Source organism: Gluconacetobacter aggeris (assembly GCF_014174395.1).
Taxonomy (GTDB): Bacteria; Pseudomonadota; Alphaproteobacteria; order Acetobacterales; family Acetobacteraceae; genus Gluconacetobacter; species Gluconacetobacter aggeris.
Window position 1 is genome coordinate 18,830 of record NZ_JABEQD010000023.1, and the last position, 15,563, is coordinate 34,392.

Genomic DNA, 15,563 nt, shown 5'->3' on the forward strand with positions numbered 1-15,563 from the left:
TGCTGCGAGTGCGACTATGAACGACGATAATCGACCTAAGCCAATCGAAAAGGCCGGCTTCTCGGATGGGCACGCCTTGTTGGTGGCCGTCGCGGCCTACCCCAAGGTATCGCCATTGCCCCCTGCGGTGATCAATGACGCTCGCGAGGTGACCGCCGTCCTGACCTCTCCTGCGTATTGCGGCTACGACCCAAAGAACGTGACGACGCTACTGGACAGCGAAGCCACGCTTGAAGCGATCCGTCGCGAACTCAGCGCGCTCGCCAGCCGCGCCAAGCCTGACGATACGGTCATGATCTTCTTCTCTGGGCACGGCGCGCGCCTTGGCGATCCGAACGGTCCTGAGAGCGCGCTGATGCCAGTCGATTGCGATCCGGGCGATGTATCGGCAACCGTTCTGTTGGAGACCGAGTTATCTTCCCTGCTGGCCGACATCAAGGCTCAACGCCTCGTCGTCTTTATCGACGCTTGTCATTCCGGTGGAGCCGGTAGCTTCAAGGCAGTCGGGAACATCGCTGGTCTTGGCTTCAGCGAAAAGTCGTTGGACCGATTGGCGCAAGGGACCGGTCGCGTCCTGATCGCATCGTCGCGAGCTTCCGAAACCTCGCTCGTGCTCCTAGGCGCGAGCAACAGCCTTTTCACCGAGCACCTCGTGGGCGCTTTGCGAGGCGCGGCACGCACCCATGGCGACGGCTTGATCCGCATCTTCGAGATTTTCAACTACGTTGCCGAGAAGGTCCGTGGCGCAGCACCGGGACGGCAGCACCCGATCTTCAAGGCAAGCGATCTGGAAGACAACTTTCCCGTCGCGCTCGATCGAGGAGGCGCCAAGGGCATAGCCGCCCATCAGAACCCCGCCGTATCTGGCGGCATCTGGCGGGAGCTTGAGAACATACTCGCCGACCTGTACCCGGCAGGCCCTCTGGATCAAGAAATCTGGGCGCGTGCGGGCGGTGATGTTTCCCGTCTTCGCCTGACCGGCACGGGACGTGCCAGCTGGTTCGCAGCGATTCAAACCCTTCAACGGGGTGGTGGTGGTGCCCATATTAGTCAGAGTGCTCTAGTTCAAGCAGCCCTTCAGGATTTCCCTCACCACCTCGCACTGACACAAATGTCGCAGCGAAGCTAACCTTCTGCAGGTAAGCAGAACATCGGCAGGCGGACAAATGTCCGCTCGCAGGTTGCGCCAGGAATGGATGAACGTCGACACCTTAGTTGCCAAAACGACCACAGATACTTTCCTGCCGTAGCAATGTCTGCTCTAGAGTGCGTGACCCAAGATAAAGAGCGGCGGGGTTGGGGGCGCATGTCGGTCCCAAGCATCGTGCATGTGATGGCAGCTTCTTGCTTACCGCGTCCGTCAGCGTAAATTCCGCTTCCTTCCCCCGAAATGGCCGTTCGCCGCGTTATCGCAAATGCGGTGAGCCGGCATGCCCTGTGGATAAACGATTCGCTATCGGACGGTGCGCGCGATATGGTGCCTTGACGCCGAGAGGGGGCAAGGCCGCCGGGCTTGGACCTCGCCTGTTTTCTGAATCGCGTCTGGTTGTTCTTCCTCGCGGGAGCCGCCAATGCAACAGTCCGCCAAGTCCAGGCGATCCGTTCTCGATGTAAGCAGCGCCGCGTGGGAGCTGGCCACCAAACGAAGCGAAGTTCTGCGTCCGCTGGTCGAGGCCGATCGCACCAGTAGGCTGGAGATTGCGCTTGCGGCACAGCGCCTGGGACTCAGCATCCAGCATACCTATCGTCTGATCAAGAAGCTCAAGGAAGAGCCGACGGCCTCGGCTCTGGTGCATCGGTCGCGCGGCCCGCGGCCTGGCAGCAAGCGCCTGCCGGATGCCGTGGAACGGCTGATCACGGTGGCGGTGGAGAAGAGCTACCAGCAGCGGGAAAAGCCAACGCTGAAGCGGGTCTACCGCGAGCTTTGCCAGGAGTGTCGGGCGGTAGGTCGCAGGCCGCCGTCGATGAAGGCGTTCCGGGCCCGGGTAGCGGTGGCCGACCTGAAAAAACTGGTGCGTCGCCGAGAAGGGCCTGTGGCGGCGGACGCGCGATTTCATCAGATCAGAGGCAGCCTGGAGGCGGCACAGCCGCTGCAAATAGTCCAGATCGACCATACCAAGGTCGATCTGATGCTGGTCGATGACCTCACGCGCAGCAGCATCGGCCGTCCGTGGCTGACCCTGGTCCTGGATGTCCATACCAGGATGGTGCTCGGCTTCCTGCTGTCGCTGGAGGCACCGAGTGCAGCGTCAGTGGCGCTGGCCGTGACGCAGGCGGTGCTGCCCAAGGACGGATGGCGCGCCGAACGGCTGATCGAGCAGAGCTGGCCGACCGCGGGGATTCCGACCGCGATTCATGTCGACAACGGTGCCGAATTCCACAGTCGTGCTTTCGAGCGCGGCTGTGCCCAGCACGGGATCGAGGTCCTCTACCGTCCGCCGGCAACCCCGCGCTATGGGGGGCACATCGAGCGGTTGATGGGCACGCTGATGGGGCGGATCCAGGCCCTGCCGGGCACCACCTTTTCGAACGTGGTGGCCAAGGGGGATTATCCCGCGGAGGCGCGGGCCTGCCTGTCCTTTCGCGAATTCGAACGGATCCTGGCGCTGGAGGTGCTGGGCCCCTATCACAACGAGATCCACCGTAGCCTTGGCTGTCCGCCGGCGGCGCGCTGGGCCAAGGCGACCCAAGGGGGCTCCCTGCGGCATCCGGTCGACGACCAGGGCTTCCTGCTCGATTTTCTGCCCTTCCAGGAGCGGGTGGTGCGCCGGGACGGCGTGCGGTTGTTCAACATCCAGTATCAGGACGGCGCACTGGCGCATCTGCTGGGACAGCCCGCAACGAAAATGCGGGTGAAATATGACCCGCGCAACCTGGCGGCGGTGTTCGTGGAGCTGCCGGACGGCGATCATGTGCGCGTGCCCTATGCCGATCTGCGCCGGGCCCCGATCACCCTGTGGGAACATCGGGAGGCGGTGCGGGCGCTGCGGGACGAGGGCCGCCGCTCGGTTGATGAGCACGCAATCTTTGGCGCGATTGCAGCCCAGCGGGCCATTCTCGACGAGGCGAGGGGGGTGAGCCGCCAGGCGAGGCGTAACGCGGTCCGTCGCGAGATGGCGCATACGACGACCGTGCGGGGTGAGGCTGCCCCCGAGGCGGGGCACCTGCCGGCCGCAGACGACGACGCGCGGATTCCGCTGCCGCCACCCGGCATGACCAGCGGCGTGGAGATCTGGTGACCATGCGAGATGCCGAGTGGTCGCACCTCCCGGAAGACGTGAGACCGTTGGCCGCCCTGGATGCCGAGCAGCGGATCGCGCACATCCGCGCCAAGCGCTGGGTCGATTATCCCCATGCCGCGCGGGTGCTGGGCCGACTGGAAGAAATCTATGCCCAGCCGCGCTCGGAGCGAATGGAAAATCTGTTGCTGATCGGCCAGAGCGGCATGGGCAAGACGACGCTGATCCGCAAATTCGAACGTCAGTCGTCGGTGGTGATCAAGGGGGTCGGCACTTTCCGCCTGCAGCCGGTGGTGGTCATGCTGATGCCGCATGATCCGACCGGTCCCCGCTTCTTCTCGCAGTTGCTCAAGGCGGTCGGGGTGCCGCCGATCGACACGTTCGAAGTCGGTGCCCCGCGGGAATCCACGGTGCTTCGGGTGCTGGCGGAACTGCAGACCAAGGTCATTGTCATCGACGAGCTGAATTCGGTCCTGGCCGCGTCGCCGCGGCAGCAACGCAGATTTCTGCAGTTGCTGCGGTGGCTGTCGAATGAACTGCGGGTGGCGCTGGTTGGTGTCGGCGTGCCGGAGACCCGGCACGCCCTGCTGTCCGACGACCAGCTGCGCAGCCGGTTCATGAACCTCGACCTGCCGGAATGGGAGGAGGGGGCGGAGTTGACCCGGTTTGTCACCCGCCTGATCTGGAGCCTGCCGTTGCGGGGCCCGTCGCCGATCGACTCCCCCCGGGTGATGCAGCTGCTGGTCGGTCGTACCGGCGGAATCACGCTGGGGATCTGCAAGGCGATCGAGCGGGCGGCGATCGCGGCGATCCGTTCCGGTGCCGAGCGGGTGGACTATGGCGCCCTGCAGAGCCAGGAGGTGTGGGATGGGCTTGAGCCGCCGCCGGCGACCGTCAGACGCCGGCAGCGGAGCGGGCGCGGGTAATGGCGCTCCGCGGGTTGCCGATCGTACCCGCGCCGTTCCGCGGCGAGGTGCTGTCGTCCTGGCTCGCCAGGCTGGCGGCACGCTACGACCTGCGCGCCAGCCATCTCCTCAGCCATGTCGGCTGCGATATGCCTGATGCCCGGGCGCTGGATTGGTGCGCGGCGCCGAGGGTGGACCGGGCGCTCGCCCGCGTCACCGGCGTCAGCGTGCAACGGCTTGCCGGGATGCGCTGCGGCGGGGCGGAGGCTTGGCTATGGGATCGGCCAGCGCCGGCATGGTGCCGGACGTGTCTACAGGCGGATCTGCTGGCGGGCGGAGAGACCTGGGAACGCCGGGCGTGGCGGAGTGGAGCGACGGCGCTCTGTGACCGCCACGGCCAACTGCTGGAAGAGGCCTGCCCCTGCTGCGGCAAGCGCGGAACGGGCTGTCTGTTTCAGAGCCAGGAAGGGAGGGTGCGCGCCCACTGTGCGACGCGGGATAAGCCGGTAAGCCTGTGGCGGCAGCGGCCGCCGCCGGGGTTGCCCTGGGGGCTGTGCCTTGATCCGCTGATGGCCCGCGCCATTGCTGGGCTGCAACGTGACCTGGGCCGGAGCCTGGGCGGCCGGCCATTGCAGGCTCGATGGCGCGGCGTGACGTGGGCGGCCGAGCTGCCGGCGCTGGTGGGGGATATTCTGCTGATGGTCGTGTTGACCCTTGGTCTGCGACTGCAGGCTGCGCCGCCGTTGTGGTGGCTGCAGCAGCGTGCGGACTGGCGCAGCGACTTCTCCTTCACGCCAGCGATGGTGCCGCTTGAACTGGCCGGAGGTGTTCTCGCGCTGGCGGCCATCATGCTGGGCGATCCGGACCGGTTTGCGGTCACCGACGGCCGCGTTGCCTGGTCTCCGTCGGGGATCGCGCAGGAACGCCAACCATGCAGCGTTGAGCGCTTTCTGGCCTGGCTGGATCCGGGGGTGGCCGGCTGGGGCCGGCGGCGGCTCGCCGGCGTTGGGGCCAGTAACCGAATTAAGGGCTCTTTTTCGCCTTAACCAGGGGAATCTTTCTCCTGATTAAGGGGAATTTCCTGCAGCCTGGGGCCGCGGCGGACCGGGCGTTCTCGCCATTAAGGAGATTTCGACAATTTTCGCCGGCAGTATGGCCGGCTTACGTATGTCCGACAAGAGACATTATCGGACATACAGTGCGCGGGAAAAGAGGGGAGGGGGCGGAGACGGAACGGCGGAATCCTCGGCCGCATATCTCCATTGACCGGCAGACCAGGTGTTAAGAACGAATCAATGCTGATCAATGGCGAATTGCCATACTGATTTCCCTGTCCTACCCTCAGTCGGCCGGCAGGCGCGCCGGGATGAGGAGCAGGATGACGGCTGAAATCTCCCCCCGATACGCTGGCGAAGCCCGGGTTTGTGCCGATTGCGTCGGTGACCCGTGGCTGCAAAAAGACATGTTCACCAGCGGCCGCGACCGGCGCTGCGCCTTCTGTGACCGCCCGGGGATCACCTGGGATGTGGCGGAGCTGGCGAGGCGGACCGATCGGGTCTATCGCCGGGTGGTGGGCAGGTATCACGATGCCGAGCATTGGCGCAGGCGCCGCGAGGCCCAGCATCCGCGGGAAATCGTTGAGACGCTGCTGCAATGCGACACGGAGCTTGCGGACGCCGTGCTCTCGGAGATGGGGGGCGGCGACGGCGCAAATGAACCGGACGAACAGTACCTGATCACTATTCCCGCCGCCTCCTCTCATAGTGAGGACTGGCAAGGCTTCTGCCAAAGCCTGGAGAGCACCTCGCGCTTCTTCAATGACCAGGCGGCCCGCCTGCTGGAGGATCTGCTGGGCAGCCCGCCGGCAGAGGCGGTGGTGACCGTCGGCCCGGGGACGGAGCAGCCGCGGTTGTTCCGGGCCCGGCTGGCCGTCGACCCGGTCGAGGTGGCCAAAATGCTGGCGGATCCGGCGGCCCAGTTCGCGGCGCCGCCGCCGGCGCTTCGGCGGGCGGGGCGGATGAATGCCGCTGGGATTCCAGTGCTCTATCTCGCCTGCGAGGAGGAGACCGCGCTGGCCGAACTGCGGCCGGCGCTGGGTGCCGAGGTGGTGATCGCCCCGCTGGCGCCGCAGCGGCCGTTGCGGCTGCTCGACCTGTCCCGGCTGGGCGACAGCAAGGTCGCCTATTTCCACCCGGAACTGGCGCTGTTGGAGGGACGGCGGCGGTTCCTCGCGGAATTCGGCTGGCAGATCTCGCGTCCGGTGCCGCCGCACCAGGAGAGCATCGGCTATCTGCCCACCCAATGTGTCGCCGATTATCTGGCGAACAAGGCGAGCCCGCGCTACGACGGGGTGCTCTATCCTTCTGCCCTGCGCCAGCGCGGCCGCAACATCGTGCTGTTCGCCCATGCCTTGTCGGTCGGTGCGGATGATCCGCGATTTCCCCTGGCGACCAAAGCGGTGCGGCTGGCCGGCTATCATCCCGAAGATCCCCCGGAATATGTGCTGTGCACCGGCGGGGCGGAGCAACCGGGTTCATCGCCGAGCGCGGCGACGCTGCTGGTGCTGACCGAGGATCTGGTCGTGCATAGCGTGTCTGCACTGGCCTATACGTCAGCGCCGACGCATGTCAGCAAATTCGACAATCCTGCCGCCGAAGTCGGCGATGCGGCGACGGCAGACCTCGGGCTGGGATTGTAAGGGGCCGTGTTGGACGACCAGCCGACAAGCCGGGGGCGGACGGTGGACTGCCGGCCAGCCAACCACGGCAGTGACCGCGGCGCGGCAACCCGCGCCACCTATGCCACCAGCTGGTCGGCCTTTGTCGCCTGGTGCGCGGCGCGCGCGGTGGCGCCGCTGCCGGTCGATCCGGCAGCGGCGGCGGCGTGGCTGCAGGCGCGTGCCCGCGCCGGCCGCAGCCAGGCCAGCCTGCGGGTAGATTGCGCCGCCCTGGCCGGGCAGCAGCGCGGCGCCGGTTTCCTGTGGGGGCGCGACGAGCGGATCGCCCGCGCCATCGCCCGCGGCCGGGTCAAGGCGCGGCCGGCCGATCCGGCCGCCGCCCTGCGGCGGGCGGCGGCCGGCTGCGACCACAGTCTGCGCGGCAGCCGGGATCGCGCGCTGCTGCTGCTGGCGGCGGAGCGCTTCACCGGCGCGGCGCTGGCGGCGCTCGATGTCGAGCATCTCGAACCGCTGGCCGGCGGCGGCCTGCGGGTGACCAGCTCCGCCCCCTTTACCACTATGCGGGCGGTCCGTGACCTGGCGCGTCGGCCGGGCGAGCCCGGCTGCGCGGTCGAGGCGGTCGAGCTGTGGCGCCGGCGCGGACAACGCCGGTTCGGTGCCCTGTTCACCAGCATCTCCCGTGCCGAGCGCCCGGGCGATCGGCTGTCGGCCGACATGGTGCGGCTGCTGCTGCGCCGCGCCAAAGCGGGTGCCGGGTGAGCGAGACCGAAATCCTGGCCCTGGCCACGCCGGACTGGATCGCCACCCGGCTGACCGTCAGCGGCCCGGGCGAGGAGGTGGCCCGCTTTCGCGCCGCCGCCCGCGGCCCCGGCCTGATCCCGTGGCTGATCGACTGGGATTATGAGGAAACCCGGCTGCTGGCCCCGATGGTGCAGGAGGGGCCGGCGGCGCGTACCCTGGCCCGGCTGCTGCGCCAGGCCGGCGAAGCCCGGGCCCTGCATGCCCGGGCGCAGACCGGCTGCCCGTTCGACCTGCATCGGCTGGTACCGGTGCCGGAGCGGATCCTGCAGCTGGGCGAGGATGCGCCGACCGCCCGCCGCTGGTTGTGGGAGCACTGGGGCACCACCTGGCCATTGCGTCAGGTGACCCTGACCGAGCGCGCCGATCGCCGGCGGCGCCACAGTGCGCGGCTGGAGATCGCCTTCGTCTCCGCCGACTGGACGCCGTGGCGGGCGTTGCAGCGGATCCGCGCCGACTGGCCGGCGCTGGAATTGGCGATGCAGCCGGCCCGCGATGGCGCCTGAGTCGGACGCGGAATGGGAGCGGTCGGCCCGCGCGCCCGGGATGCCCGAGCTGCATCTGGCCGGTTATGACGGGCCGCTCGATCTGCTGCTCGACCTGGCCGAACGGCAGCGCATCGATCTCGGGGGGATGTCGATGGCTGACCTCGCCGCCCAGTTCGTCGCCGGGCTGGCGGCCGCCCACCACACGGTGCCGCTGGAGCGGCGGGCCGACTGGCTGACCTGGGCGGTGCGGCTGGTGCTGCTGCGTTCGCGCCTGATGTTCGGGGCGGTCCAGGAACGAGAAGAGGCCGAACAGGAGGCCCGGCGCACCGCTGGCCAGCTTGAGGAGCTGCTGCGAATGCGGGCGGCCGCCGACTGGCTGGCACGGCGGCCGCAACTGGGCCGCGATGTCTTTGCCGGCACCACGGCGGGGGCGTCGCCGGTCGCGGGTGGCCGGCCGGCGGGCGGCTATTTCGAACTGATGGCGGCCTGCCTGACCGTGCTGGAACACGACCTTCCCGAGACCGCGCCGGCGGCGCTGCAGATCCGCTCGCTGGGTCTATGGACCATCAGCGAGGCGCTGGCGCGGATCCGCGTGGTACTGACGACCGGCGCCGTGTGCCAGGGCTGGGCCCAGTTCCTGCCAGCGCTGCCCGACGGCCCCGATCTGACGCTGCGCCGGCGGGCGGCGCTGGCCGGCACCTTCGTCGCTGCACTGGAGCTGGCGCGGATCGGGGAACTGGATCTTGACCAGGTGGTGGGTGCCGACGCGCCGTCTCGTTCGCGACCGTCCGTAGCACGGTGAGCGTCACCGGCCGCCTGCGCTCGTGATGCTCGGAATCTTAGTGAAGGCCGAATTGGGTCGTGAACCTATAAACTAGGCTCGGCTATTGGCCGTCCCGACCGATCAACTCCAGAATAGCGTCGAACGATGGCGCGATCGTTCGGACGCTCTCGAGCAGGTTGATGTTTGTCATATCGAAGGCGACGATTGGATAGGGTTCGCTTTCGCGCAGGTCGAAAGCCACGGCTTCGCCGCCACCGTTGCCGCCAATCACGAACAGGTTCGCAAAGAACTCTCGGAAGGTGCCACGCCGTTCAATCTGAACGACTTCCTCAGCGGCGTACAGGCAGATCCAAAGTGGCTGAACCGCCAATGGTCCCTCGCCGCCGTTGCTGAAGCACAGCAGCGAATAGTAGCTTTCAGGGAGATCAACTGGGGCAGCGGATCTAAGCAGGTTCACCGCTTCTGACGAAGCCCCCTCGGTTCTATGCCATTCTCGATCTTCCAGCACATGCCATCCTTTGACCTTCACTACATGATGACGGCTTCTATCGCGGATCAGAAGCTGATTCAGCATCGGTATGAGCCGATATAATCTGACCGCCTTCAAATGGCGCGTGATCGAGCGGCTGCTGCCCAACAAGCCCAGAGGCGTTCCGCGTGTCGATGAGCAGATGGTCCCGAAGAACGCCCTGGCGCTGCTCAATCAGTTCGTCGAGCGCGGCATCGTGGTCGAGGTCACCCATCGCAGCGCGCGCCGGCTGTTCGGGCTGAAGGGCCTGGCGCCGCTGGCCGACGAGGTGGCCCTGCCGCGTCGGGCGCGGCGCAGCGGTGGCCGGGTCGGTGCGCCGGAGGTCGAGGAGCCGTTGGTCGACAAAGCGCCGGCTGCCTTCTCGCCGTTGGCGCGCTGGCAGCCGGATTATGCGGATCTCGAGGCAGCGATGGCGGCGGCGGACCAGGCGGTGCGCAACGCGGGCTGCCGTCTCGGAGCCCTCGGCCTCGGCGGGCCGGGAGGGCGCGGCGGGTCAGCGCGTGAGCACCAGCAGGGAGAGGGCACCGAGGACGGTAAGTGACGCCGCGCCGACCAGCAGCGGGGCATAACGATACCAGATCTGCCGAGCGGCGAAGCGAAGCGGATGCGCGATTGCACGTTGCAGCTCGCGACGGAGAGCACGCTCGCGCAGCTGTATGGTTTGCTGGTCGAGACGCAGGACGGCGAGTTCGCGCTGCTGCTCGTCGAACGCCGCCTCGAGCGGGGTTACCGACAGATTGTCCGGCATGTGCTCCCAAGGTTTCAGTTGGCCGGCGCGCATCTCCATGGCAGTGCCCGCGGCTTTGGTGTCGTCCGTATAGGCGAACGCGATGCCGAACTGCTCGTAGAACCGGTTGCGCCGGATCGTGTTCTCTCCACGCGCCTGGTGCGCAAGCAGGGTGATCGGGTTCACCTCGGCGTCCGGCCATCGCCGGGCCCAGGTCACGACTTGATTCATCAGGAACGAGCCGATCCGGTTGCCCTCCAGTCCCTCCAGGTCGAGAAAGACTGTCCCGCGATACGGGTCATGCGACGTCAGGCTGGTCCGGCCGCCGCCGTCCCATTGCCGTGCGTAGCAGGCCAGGAACCGGTGGGTCGGGTACGGGGGCTGGGATGGCGCGTCGGCCAGTCGCCGATAGCGGATCGTCAGTTGCGCGGAGACGATCGCGCCGGCGTCGTCACGGGCGATGTGCTCGTCCTGAGTGATCAGGATCCGGGCGAGCGGCGGCGCGTCAGGCGCCAGACGCGGCCGAACCGCCAGCAGCAGGGGCGGCGGGAGCAATACCGGGCTGCCTTCGGCCGCTTGCATCGGTCAGACCAGCGTCTTGAGAAGCGGGCTGGCCTTGAAACGGACGGTCCTGCCGGCCCTGCCGGCGACGGGTGCGCCGGTCGCCGGATTGATCCGCGGCTGCGCCTTGATGGCGCGCACGGTGAAGGTCCCGAAGGAGGGCAAGGTGAAGCCGCCCTCTCACGGCGGCAACAGGGGTTCGAATCCCCTATGGGACGCCAAGCTTTTCAAGAGCTTGCAGCAGGTTTATCTAAAAATCGTTGATTTTTGAGCCAATCCCGAGCCAAACTGGGAGAGGACCAATCGACGATGAGCAAAGCCCCAAAAGAGACCAACAAGGATCCGGTTACCGGAAAGCCCCTGCCCAAAGGCGTCTGGTATCGTGGACCGGGCCAGTATCAGGCCCGCAAGATGGTCGATGGCAAGCGGCATCGCGAGACCTTCGCGACCGCCAGCCTTGCACGGCGCTGGCTCATGGACGTCCGGGCCAAAGCGCATGTCGGGCAGCTTGAGCCACCCGCGAGCCAGAGAAATCAGATCACCTTCAGGGAACTGTTCGAACGTTATGGACGCGAGCGCATGGCTGACCGTGACGCTGACCGTCGCGGCCACCTCCCCTCACTTCTTGCCTCGCGGATTGCCGACCTTAAGATCGGAAAATGGACCAACGGCGATGTCCGTGTCTTTCGCGACACGATGCTGACCGATGGACTAGCCAAAGGAACCGTCGTCAAGCGACTGAACCTGATCGCAGCGATTGTCGAATACGCCAACTCGGAGTGGGACACGGACATCGTCAATCATGCCTCGGCGAAGCGAACCAAGCGACCAGAGGGGGCTGATCGGAAGCGGAACCGTCGACTACACGATGGCGAGGAAGAGCTGCTTCTGCAGGCTGCTGCCGATCCCAATGGAGTTTTCCGCCACCACTCGGACGTCGTCTGGCTCATCAGGTGGTCGATCGAACAGGGATGCCGCCTCAGCGAATCCATCAGCCTGAGATGGAATGACATCAACTTCGCCCGGCAGACGATCTCCCTGGCCCGTGTAAAAAACGACCGACACCGCGACGAACTGGGGCCCGAGATCCGCCCCATGACAAAAGGTGCTCAGCGCGTCCTGACGGCAAAGCTCGATGCCATGGAAACAAAACCCGACGGAGACCAACATATTTTCTCGGTTGGAGAACGCAAAGTGTTTTCGGTGCTCTTCGGACGCATGACCCGGCAGGCCGGAGTCACGGACATGACGTTCCATGATCTGAGACATGAGGCGACCTCGCGTCTGGCGCGCTATCTCAATCCGATCGAACTGACACGCGTCACCGGCCATCGTGACCTCAAATCGCTCAGTCGATACTACCAGCCCGTGCCCGCCGACATCGCGAACAAGACAAAATAATCCGCCCCCCCCCTTGTCAGAGGCATCCAGTTACTATGTTAAACGTCCGAACCTCGCACCATCGGCATCCGCTTCCGCCCTCATCCGAGACATTAGGACCGTAAAGTGCTTTTCCGAAAAGCAGACATCATCAATAGCTAAAATTTCTAGGAAAAGTGCCTACCCTCTATCGCAGATAGCCGACGACAAACTGAATCAGTGTTCCGCCTGGTATGCTGCATATCGGAAACGATAATTTTCGGTTCCTTCGAACAAGCTGGAGGGATCGAAGAACCGTCAATTGATGTGCGTGGCCTGTGATTTCTGGCTTTTGGCGATTTGATTGACGGTTTTTGCGATGGCATCCGGTCTACGTTTTGAGCAGATTGGGGGCTGTTACCCGCTTGATAGCTACGCAGTGGTGCTGATCCGCTCCAAGAAGAGGAAGCGGCGCATATTATAGACGATATTGGCCAGCCCGATCTTCATGGTGGCCTGGGTCATACCGACAGTTCGGATGAACAATCCCGTCTACGATTTCTGGTCGGCAAAGACATGCTCGACAGGGGATCGGATCACAGACTTTCCGACATTCGATCTCTGGATATACCGAGGCATAGGTTTGAGATGAGGCTTTTTCCTGTGAACCTGGAGGGTTCGAAAAACCCTCCATCTTGTTTAAAATGCGCGAGCAGATAGAAATTCAGGACCAGTCGGCTTACCGGCGTCGACCTGCTTGATTCATTAGTTCAGCGTATGCGCCAAACAACCAACCTTTCCAGCAATCGATCTGAGTGACCTTGGGTTATTTTTATTATCGGTATCCTCGTTTATCTACCAAATTGAGTGCGCCAGTAAAGGCAAAATTATTTGAGAATTTCGTTAAATTCCAGAACGTTTCCGTCTGGATCACGAATAAAACAGACGACGCGTCTGTCGTGTCCCATATGCACTGGGCCTTCTGTGATCGTAATCCGTTCCTGTTCCAGCCAGACCACAAAGCCCACCATACTTTCGATAATAAATGCCGCATGTGTGTAGCCTGGATATTTAACAGGAACATCCATCAGAACATTACCAGCCGGGTCTGATACACCATTAAAAATAAGATGAAGGCGAAGTCCTGATGGGTGATGTAGACCACAGGCTTTCACCGCTGGAGCGTATTCTTCTGGATCACGGATGAAGCCAAATTTGACATAAAACCGTTCGGAAACGGCGAGATCCGTCACACGAATGCCTACATGATCTAGACTCAGATGAGAGAAGTTCATTGCGCCTCTCCTGTTTTCAAATCCGCTACAATATTCGCGAATGGAACAAACCTCTCCAGGCTTTCCGTGCGCTGCAACCATCTACTAATGGCCTTGTATTCTGATAGATCAACATTTCCTTCCGGAGCTCTCGCGACATAACTGTAAAGCGCGTGTCAGGCGAAGTGAGCAAGTGACCCCCTGTCGCAATGAGGAACTGACCCCTCTTCGTTTTTGAAAGGGACACCGATGACGGAAGAAGAGAGCATGATTTCCGCATTGTCTGGAACGATGCGGGGAACGGGGATGCTGCAACCCGAGGAAGTTGTCGCGATGATGCGGCTGCACGGGCTTGGCTGGGGAGCCAAGCGGTTGGCGCGGGAGTTTGGCTGTTCGCGGAACACGGCGCGACGCTATGTCCGTGCTGGCGGGGCGATCGCGTATCGGCAGCCTGAGCGGCGGTCGGCGTTCGACGGTCTGGACGACTGGCTTCGGGAGGGGTTTTTCCGGCACGACGGCAATGCCGACGTGATCCGCCAGGAACTGGCGAGCGAGCACGGGATCGTCATTGGGCTTCGCTCGGTCGAGTTGAAGGTCCGGCCGTGGCGGCGGGAGCTATTGGCCCGGAAGCGGGCGACGGTTCGCTTCGAGACGCCGCCTGGGCGGCAGTTGCAGATCGATTTCGGCGAGACGCGAGTGTGGATCGGCGATGAGCGGCTGCGGGTGTATCTGTTTGTGGCGACGCTCGGCTATTCGCGCCGCCTGCATATCCGCGCGTCGCTGAGGCAGGGACAGGCGGACTGGTTCGCGGGCATGGAGGGCGCATTCCTGCGGTTCGGCGGTGTCCCTGCGGAGATCCTGCTCGATAATGCGAAAGCCCTGGTCGAGCATCACGACGCGACGACGCGGGAGGTCCGTTTCAACGGGCGGCTGCATGCCTTTGCGCGGTATTGGGGCTTTGCGCCGCGTGCCTGCGCGCCGTATCGCGCGCGGACCAAGGGCAAGGACGAGCGCGGGGTCGGCTATGTCAAGAAGAACGCGGTCGCGGGACGGCGCTTCGCGAACTGGGCGACGTTCGAGGCGCATCTTGACCAATGGACGCGCGAGATCGCCGACCGGCGCGTGCATGGCACGACGGGCGTTGCACCGTCGGAGCGTTTCGCCGGCGAGGCCGAGGCCCTGCGCCCGCTCGGTGGACGCGCGCCGTTCGGCCAGTTGCGCGATCTGGTGCGCAAGGTTCAGGCCGATTGCGCGATCGACCTGGACACCAACAGCTACTCCGTGCCGTGGCGGCTGATCGGCGAGAGCGTGCAGGTCGTGGTGCTGGGCGGGCGCGTCGTCGTGCGTCATGCCGGGCAGGTCGTGGCGGATCATCCGCTTTGCGCGGGACGCCGGCAGCGGATCGTCGATCGGTCCCATCTCGCCGGCCTGGTCGGCGGACCGGCCGAGGCGCGCCCGCCGCGTGCAGGATTACCGTCCCCATTGCCCGACCTGCTCCGGCCGCTGGCCGAATATGAGGCTGTCGCGGGAGGGACCTGGTGATGGCGGGCATGGATCATGAGGCCCTGGTCGGGATGCTGGACCGGCTCAAGCTGACGGCGATCCGCGACCAGCTGGACACGCTGCTCGACGAGGCGGCGCGCTCGGACATGACGTTACGCGAGGCGCTGGCATTCCTGGTCGGGCGCGAGATCGCGCGACGTGACGAGCGCCGCATCGCCATGGCGAGCAAGATGGCGCAGTTCCCGTTCGTGCGGGAACTCGACGGCTTCGAGTTCGACGCCCAGCCGTCCCTCGATCCCCGGCAGATCCGTGACCTGGCCGAGTGCCGCTGGGTCGCGCACGGCGATACGATCTTGCTGCTGGGGCCGCCGGGAACGGGGAAAACGCATCTGGCCGTGGCGCTCGGGCGCGAGGCGATCCGGCGAAACTACAGCGTGCAGTTCGTCACCGCCGCGACATTGGTCGCCATGCTGGCCAAGGCGCGCGCGGATGGCGCGCTGGACAAGCAACTGGCGCTCCTGTCGCGACCGAAGCTGCTGATCATCGACGAACTGGGCTATCTGCCATTCGAGGCCAACGCCGCTCATCTGTTTTTCCAGCTCGTCTCAAGGCGCTACGAGCGCGGCTCGATCCTGCTGACCTCCAATCGCTCGGTCGGAGAATGGGGCGAGGTCTTCGGCGACCCGGTGGTGGCCACCGCCATCCTGGACCGCCTGCTG

14 protein-coding genes, 1 tRNA gene and 3 pseudogenes are annotated in these 15,563 nt (G+C 65.0%); 13 read left to right on the plus strand and 5 right to left on the minus strand.

The window, feature by feature from the left end; translation table 11 throughout:
* Positions 1–16 precede the first annotated feature (16 nt).
* The 8 genes from HLH36_RS18735 to HLH36_RS18770 all read left to right on the plus strand — a co-directional run bounded on the left by HLH36_RS18735 (position 17) and on the right by HLH36_RS18770 (position 8,909).
* The gene (locus HLH36_RS18735; protein ID WP_182987805.1) at positions 17–1,129 is read left to right on the plus strand and encodes a caspase family protein; all 1,113 of its coding nucleotides are present in this window, start codon (positions 17–19) and stop codon (positions 1,127–1,129) included.
* A gap of 442 nt (positions 1,130–1,571) precedes the next feature.
* Entirely contained in the window at positions 1,572–3,239 is a 1,668-nt protein-coding gene (locus tag HLH36_RS18740) for a Mu transposase C-terminal domain-containing protein (protein WP_182987806.1), read from the plus strand.
* Positions 3,240–3,277: 38 nt separating this feature from the next.
* On the plus strand, positions 3,278–4,165 hold the full coding sequence (locus tag HLH36_RS18745; RefSeq protein ID WP_338030492.1) for a TniB family NTP-binding protein: 888 nt from the start codon (positions 3,278–3,280) through the stop codon (positions 4,163–4,165).
* On the plus strand, positions 4,165–5,190 hold the full coding sequence (locus HLH36_RS18750) for a TniQ family protein (RefSeq protein ID WP_182987807.1): 1,026 nt from the start codon (positions 4,165–4,167) through the stop codon (positions 5,188–5,190). Before HLH36_RS18745 ends, HLH36_RS18750 begins: the two co-directional genes overlap by 1 nt.
* 332 nt (positions 5,191–5,522) lie before the next feature.
* A complete protein-coding gene (locus tag HLH36_RS18755) occupies positions 5,523–6,842 on the plus strand; it encodes an RES family NAD+ phosphorylase (protein WP_182987808.1) in 1,320 nt (439 codons plus the stop codon).
* 6 nt (positions 6,843–6,848) lie between these two features.
* The gene (locus HLH36_RS18760; RefSeq protein WP_182987809.1) at positions 6,849–7,580 is read left to right on the plus strand and encodes a site-specific integrase; all 732 of its coding nucleotides are present in this window, start codon (positions 6,849–6,851) and stop codon (positions 7,578–7,580) included.
* A complete protein-coding gene (locus HLH36_RS18765) occupies positions 7,577–8,125 on the plus strand; it encodes a hypothetical protein (protein ID WP_182987810.1) in 549 nt (182 codons plus the stop codon). The genes HLH36_RS18760 and HLH36_RS18765 overlap by 4 nt, the downstream gene beginning before the upstream one ends.
* Positions 8,115–8,909 carry a segregation/condensation protein A gene (locus tag HLH36_RS18770; protein WP_182987811.1) on the plus strand — a complete coding sequence of 265 codons (795 nt, stop codon included), beginning with the start codon at positions 8,115–8,117 and terminating at the stop codon, positions 8,907–8,909. The genes HLH36_RS18765 and HLH36_RS18770 overlap by 11 nt, the downstream gene beginning before the upstream one ends.
* Before the next feature lie 82 nt (positions 8,910–8,991).
* Here HLH36_RS18770 and HLH36_RS18775 read toward each other — a convergent pair whose 3' ends face one another.
* Complete coding sequence (locus HLH36_RS18775; protein WP_182987812.1) at positions 8,992–9,465, minus strand: SMI1/KNR4 family protein; 474 nt, start codon at positions 9,463–9,465, stop codon at positions 8,992–8,994.
* A 4-nt stretch (positions 9,466–9,469) separates the two neighbouring features.
* Here HLH36_RS18775 and HLH36_RS18780 point away from each other — a divergent pair.
* Positions 9,470–9,568 (plus strand): annotated as a pseudogene (locus HLH36_RS18780) (IS5/IS1182 family transposase); the annotation flags it as partial.
* A 345-nt stretch (positions 9,569–9,913) separates the two neighbouring features.
* Here the strand turns inward: HLH36_RS18780 and HLH36_RS18785 are convergent.
* Both HLH36_RS18785 and HLH36_RS18790 read right to left on the minus strand, forming a co-directional pair.
* Positions 9,914–10,729 (minus strand): hypothetical protein, encoded by an 816-nt coding sequence (locus HLH36_RS18785; protein WP_182987813.1) that lies wholly within the window; start codon positions 10,727–10,729, stop codon positions 9,914–9,916.
* Between the two features lie 3 nt (positions 10,730–10,732).
* Positions 10,733–10,888 (minus strand): annotated as a pseudogene (locus tag HLH36_RS18790) (HU family DNA-binding protein); the annotation flags it as partial.
* Here HLH36_RS18790 and HLH36_RS18795 point away from each other — a divergent pair.
* Both HLH36_RS18795 and HLH36_RS18800 read left to right on the plus strand, forming a co-directional pair.
* Positions 10,857–10,929 (plus strand) — tRNA-Ser (locus tag HLH36_RS18795). The pseudogene HLH36_RS18790 and the gene HLH36_RS18795 sit on opposite strands and share 32 nt — an antisense overlap.
* 88 nt (positions 10,930–11,017) lie before the next feature.
* A complete protein-coding gene (locus HLH36_RS18800) occupies positions 11,018–12,109 on the plus strand; it encodes a site-specific integrase (protein ID WP_182987815.1) in 1,092 nt (363 codons plus the stop codon).
* A gap of 390 nt (positions 12,110–12,499) precedes the next feature.
* Here the strand turns inward: HLH36_RS18800 and HLH36_RS18805 are convergent.
* Positions 12,500–12,739 (minus strand): annotated as a pseudogene (locus tag HLH36_RS18805) (IS5/IS1182 family transposase); the annotation flags it as partial.
* Positions 12,740–12,954: 215 nt separating this feature from the next.
* Positions 12,955–13,362 carry a VOC family protein gene (locus HLH36_RS18810; protein ID WP_182987816.1) on the minus strand — a complete coding sequence of 136 codons (408 nt, stop codon included), beginning with the start codon at positions 13,360–13,362 and terminating at the stop codon, positions 12,955–12,957.
* Positions 13,363–13,590: 228 nt separating this feature from the next.
* Here HLH36_RS18810 and istA point away from each other — a divergent pair, with 228 nt between their 5' ends.
* On the plus strand, positions 13,591–14,883 hold the full coding sequence (istA, locus tag HLH36_RS18815; RefSeq protein WP_182987817.1) for an IS21 family transposase: 1,293 nt from the start codon (positions 13,591–13,593) through the stop codon (positions 14,881–14,883).
* Positions 14,883–15,563 (plus strand): IS21-like element helper ATPase IstB (istB, locus tag HLH36_RS18820; protein ID WP_182987818.1); only part of this gene is annotated, 681 nt, incomplete at its 3' end. The genes istA and istB, both read left to right, overlap by 1 nt.